This window comes from uncultured Marinobacter sp. (assembly GCF_963974375.1).
Taxonomy (GTDB): domain Bacteria; phylum Pseudomonadota; class Gammaproteobacteria; order Pseudomonadales; family Oleiphilaceae; genus Marinobacter.
On the sequence record NZ_CAXBDN010000335.1, the window covers coordinates 1 to 3,767 of the forward strand.

4 protein-coding genes are annotated in these 3,767 nt (G+C 59.1%); 1 reads left to right on the top strand and 3 read right to left on the bottom strand.

Annotated elements, in window-relative coordinates; genetic code table 11:
- From AAC035_RS19475 to rpsU, 3 genes are all read right to left on the bottom strand, one after another.
- Positions 1-575: RNA polymerase sigma factor region1.1 domain-containing protein (locus AAC035_RS19475; RefSeq protein ID WP_339806773.1), on the bottom strand; the 575-nt coding region annotated here is incomplete at its 3' end.
- A 146-nt stretch (positions 576-721) separates the two neighbouring features.
- On the bottom strand, positions 722-2,494 hold the full coding sequence (dnaG, locus tag AAC035_RS19480; protein WP_339806774.1) for a DNA primase: 1,773 nt from the start codon (positions 2,492-2,494) through the stop codon (positions 722-724).
- A gap of 193 nt (positions 2,495-2,687) precedes the next feature.
- Positions 2,688-2,903 carry a 30S ribosomal protein S21 gene (gene rpsU, locus AAC035_RS19485; RefSeq protein WP_072794797.1) on the bottom strand — a complete coding sequence of 72 codons (216 nt, stop codon included), beginning with the start codon at positions 2,901-2,903 and terminating at the stop codon, positions 2,688-2,690.
- Between the two features lie 192 nt (positions 2,904-3,095).
- On the opposite strand from rpsU, the gene tsaD reads away from it, so the two are divergent.
- On the top strand, positions 3,096-3,767 hold a 672-nt coding region (tsaD, locus tag AAC035_RS19490), incomplete at its 3' end, for a tRNA (adenosine(37)-N6)-threonylcarbamoyltransferase complex transferase subunit TsaD (protein ID WP_339806775.1).

A 3,767-nucleotide genomic window follows, 5' to 3' on the forward strand; every position in this document is an offset into this window, starting at 1 on the left:
GTTTCGGTGTCGTCCACGGTCTCTTCGGGCGTCTCTTCCCCCATGAACGGCTCGGCATCGTCCGGATCGAGGAAGCCGGAAACGATGTCGCTGATCCGGCCTTCATTCTCGATGATCCGGTCGTAAGCCTGGATAACGGTGCCAGCAGTACCCGGAAAATGAGCGATGGCCGCCATCACATCCCGGATGCCTTCCTCGATGCGTTTGGCGATCACGATCTCGCCTTCGCGGGTCAGCAGCTCCACAGTGCCCATTTCACGCATATACATGCGGACCGGGTCGGTGGTGCGGCCGGCGTCGGATTCCACGGCGGCCAGGGCGGCAGCAGCTTCTGCAGCGGCGGCTTCGTCGGCGGTGGAGTCACCCTCGGTCATGATCAGGGTATCGGCGTCGGGAGTTTCCTCGCAGACCTGGATGCCCATATCGTTGATCATGCGGATGATGTCTTCTACCTGATCCGGATCCGCGATATCCTCTGGCAAATGGTCGTTGACCTCGGCGTAAGTCAGGTAACCTTGTTCTTTACCTCGGGCAATGAGGTCTTTCAAACGGGATTTCTGAGTATTGCCTGACATAGACACCCTGTGAACGTGATGATCGAAAGGAAAAAAGGTAAACAGCCATTATAGCTGTCGTGTAAAACGACTGCCACCGGATGGTTAGATGGTGATCAGTCGCTTCAGTTTCAAGGTCTGGCATCGAGGATCTGTTGCCTGACCCGTCAGTCGTGTTCTGGTTCGTTGTTGGCCGGCGGGCGACTCAGGGCCTCCCTCAGCTTCTGGCGTTCTTCCGGACTCAGCTGGGACAGGCTGAGCCCCTTCAGGGCGCGGTGCTGCTGCTTCCTGGTGGCTTCCTCGTTCGGATTGAGCATGTGCCTGGCGCTGGCCATGGCCTCGTCTCGTGAGGGCAAATGCTCAATGCCATCAAACAGACCCCGGAACTTCACCTGTACCTGCGGCGTTGTGGCAAGTACGTACAGAAGTTGCCGGCGGCTGCGAATGTTTTCGCTGATGATCCACTCGGCAAAACGGGCACTCTGGTCAAGGCCGCGATCCTGGCGACAGAATTCTTTCATCTCCTGGGCCATCTCCGGCGATTCGAGCAGTGCCAGACAGATAACGTGGTTCTTGCTCAGCTTTACATCCACCGGTTCCGGTGGCGTGCCCGTGGTCCGGTCCCTGTAAGCTGACTTGTTCTGACCAAAGCCTGCGCGGTTGTTCTTCCGGTAATCCTCCCAGGGTTGCCTGGGCGGCCGGCACAGACGCATCATTTCATGCCACATGGCATCCCGCAGCGTGCCTTTGGGGATGCGATTAAGCAGCGGTTCAACCCGTGCTCTCAGCTCTCCCCGGTGCTCCGGTTGCGCCAGGTCCAGCCCTGCCTGTTGCCGGTCGAACAGGTAACGGGACAGGGGTACCGCCTTGGCAATGCGGGCCTCGAAGGCTTCTGCGCCTTCTTTACGGATCAGAGTATCCGGGTCCTCGCCGTCCGGCAGCATCAGGAACTGCAGGTGAAGACCATCCACCAGCATTTCCAGGGCATTATCCATGGCCTTGTCTGCTGCTCTGTAGCCCGCGGCGTCACCATCAAAGCAGAATATCAGATGCCGCGCCTGCTTCAGCAGGGCCGTCAGGCTGTCCTGATTGGTGGCCGTGCCAAGGGTCGCCACAGCATAGTCGATACCGTGCTGGGTCAGGGCAATGACATCCATGTAGCCTTCGACCACCAGCAGGCGGTCGATCTGCCGTAGTGCCTGTTTCGCTTCGTACAGGCCGTATATTTCGCGACTTTTGTGAAACGCGTCGGATTCCGGCGAATTGATGTACTTCGCCTTGTCGTCGCCCAGGGTGCGACCGCCAAAGGCCACGGTGCGACCACGGGTGTTGCGTATCGGAAACATTACCCGATTACGGAACAGGTCCCGGGGCCGGCCGTACTGATCGGACACAGTCCGGGTTTCCAGCAGTGGCCCCTGCAGCTCGCGGCTGGCAGCGCTGAACAACGCTGCCCCGCTGCCAGGGGCATAGCCAACCTGGTAGCGGGCGATGATCTCGGCGTTAAGGCCCCGCTCGCTGAGATAACTGCGCGCCAGCTCACCTTCGGTACTGGCCAGCCGCTCCTGATAGAAACGTGCGGCGAAGTCCAGCGCATCAGTCAGCGATCGGGTCTGCTGCATTTCCCGACGTGCGCTCTGATCGTAGGGCACTTCGAGGCCGGCTCTTCGTGCCAGCTCCTCTACCGCTTCGGTAAAACCGAGGCCTTCAAATTCACGGATGAAGCTGATGGCATCTCCGTGGGCGCCACAACCAAAACAGTGATAGAAGCCCTTGTCTGGCCGAACGTTGAAGGAGGGCGTTTTCTCGTCGTGGAAGGGGCAGCAGGCCTTGTAGTTGGCGCCGGCTTTCTTCAGCGTGATGCGAGAGCCAATCAGCTCGGCGAGATCTGTCCTGTCCAGCAGGTCCTCGACAAAGCGCTGGGGGATCAGTCCGCTCATGCTCACTCCTGACGTGCCGGATAAGCCCGAAAGGCTTTCGGTTTAACGCTACAACAGGGCTGATTTCACAATAGCCAAAAATGCCGCCGAAGCCTGACCTCGGCGGCATTTTTGAGAGCCGGTTTCCGGCGGGCAATGCCCACACCGGATCGGCTGAGGCGCACTTAGACCGTGAGGCCCAAGGGCTACGCCCTTAGTACAGACGCTCGAACTTGCGCTGTTCCCGCTGAAGCTTCTTGAGATGACGCTTGACGGCAGCTGCAGCTTTGCGTTTGCGAACGGATGTCGGCTTCTCGTAGTGCTCACGACGACGCACTTCGGAAAGTACACCGGCTTTTTCGCAGGAACGCTTGAAACGACGCAGGGCTACGTCAAACGGTTCATTCTCTTTCACTTTAACAGCTGGCATTAAAGATCACCTACCTATGAATTCGGTTAAAGAATCGCTCAAAGCGCGACCAGTGCTATTTAAGGGCGGCAATGATAGCGCCCGGTGACCACCAACGTCAATCATCTGGTGAAACTATCGCCAGCGTTTCTGGTAGAATGCGGCCCGATCGGGCTTTCCAACCGCGTAGTATGACATGAGGACCCCCCGGATATGCTGATTCTGGGAATCGAAACATCCTGTGATGAAACCGGTGTGGCGCTTTACCACAGCGAAAAAGGGCTGCTGGCGGATGCCTTGTTCAGCCAGATTGATCTGCATGCCGATTACGGCGGGGTGGTGCCGGAGCTGGCCTCCCGGGATCATGTCCGGAAGTTGTTGCCTTTATGTGACCAGGTGCTGGCCACTGCAGGGTGTCACCGCAAGGATCTCTCGGGTGTGGCCTACACCGCCGGTCCGGGACTTGTCGGCGCACTGATGGTGGGGGGAGCTGTGGCCCATGCCCTGGGCATGGCGCTGGATATTCCCGTGCTGGGAGTTCATCACATGGAAGGCCATCTGCTGGCCCCCATGCTGGAGCCGACGCCTCCGGCCTTTCCCTTCGTGGCGCTGCTGGTCTCCGGTGGCCATACCCAGCTGGTCCAGGTCGAGGGTATCGGACGTTACACCCTGTTGGGCGAATCGGTGGACGATGCCGCCGGTGAGGCTTTTGATAAAACCGCGAAGATGCTTGGGCTCGATTATCCGGGTGGCCCCCGGGTGGCGAAGCTGGCGGAACAGGGGCGTCCGGGGCAGTACCGTTTCCCCCGGCCAATGACCGACCGGCCCGGACTGGAATTCAGTTTCAGTGGCCTGAAAACCTTTACCCTGAATACTGTAAATGCC

Coding starts and splice junctions, on each gene's coding strand:
- dnaG (WP_339806774.1), bottom strand. CDS start 2,494: ATGAGCGGACTGATCCCCCAGCGCTTTGTCGAGGACCTGCTGGACAGG.
- rpsU (WP_072794797.1), bottom strand. CDS start 2,903: ATGCCAGCTGTTAAAGTGAAAGAGAATGAACCGTTTGACGTAGCCCTG.